This window comes from Terrabacter sp. P5_B1 (assembly GCF_056400505.1).
The window spans coordinates 1-676 of sequence record NZ_JBFULD010000619.1; the positions used below are offsets into that span (position 1 = coordinate 1).

Genomic DNA, 676 nt, shown 5'->3' on the forward strand with positions numbered 1-676 from the left:
GGCAGATCCTAGGCGGGTCGGTGCGGGGTGGGCGGCCGGAGGCGCACTGGCTTCAGTGCGCCGTCCACCCACCGTCCATCGAGAAGGACGTCCCGTTGATCGAGCCGGAGGCCGGGCCGCACAGGAAGAGGGTCAGGGCCGCGACCTCGTCGGGCTCGACGAGGCGCTTGACGGAGACCGGTGCCAGCATGACCTTCTCGACGACCTCGGACTCGGGGATGCCGTGGGTGCGGGCCTGGTCCGCGATCTGCTGCTCGACCAGGGGCGTGCGCACATAGGCCGGGTTGATGCACGTGGAGGTGACGCCGCGGGGGCCACCCTCGAGCGCGACGACCTTGGAGAGGCCCTCCAGGCCGTGCTTGGCGGTGACGTAGGCGGACTTGAACGCGCTGGCCCGAAGGCCGTGGACGCTCGAGATGTTGATGACGCGGCCCCACCCACGGTCGTACATGTGGGGCAGGCTCTGCCGGATGAGCCGGAACGGCGAGACGAGCATGAGGTCGAGGATGAACTCGAACCGGTCGAGGGGGAACTCCTCGATGGGGCTCACGTGCTGGATGCCGGCGTTGTTGACGAGGATGTCGACGTCGGTCGGCAGGTTCGCGAGGCCATCCAGGTCGGCCAGGTCGGCTGCGATCGTGGAGATTCCTGATCCGTCGGCGAGGGCGGCGAGGGC

1 protein-coding gene is annotated in these 676 nt (G+C 69.2%); it reads right to left on the reverse strand.

Annotation, left to right across the window (positions count from 1 at the left end; genetic code table 11):
• Positions 1-52 precede the first annotated feature (52 nt).
• Positions 53-676 (reverse strand): SDR family oxidoreductase (locus AC1DP0_RS22450; RefSeq protein WP_478088869.1); only part of this gene is annotated, 624 nt, incomplete at its 5' end.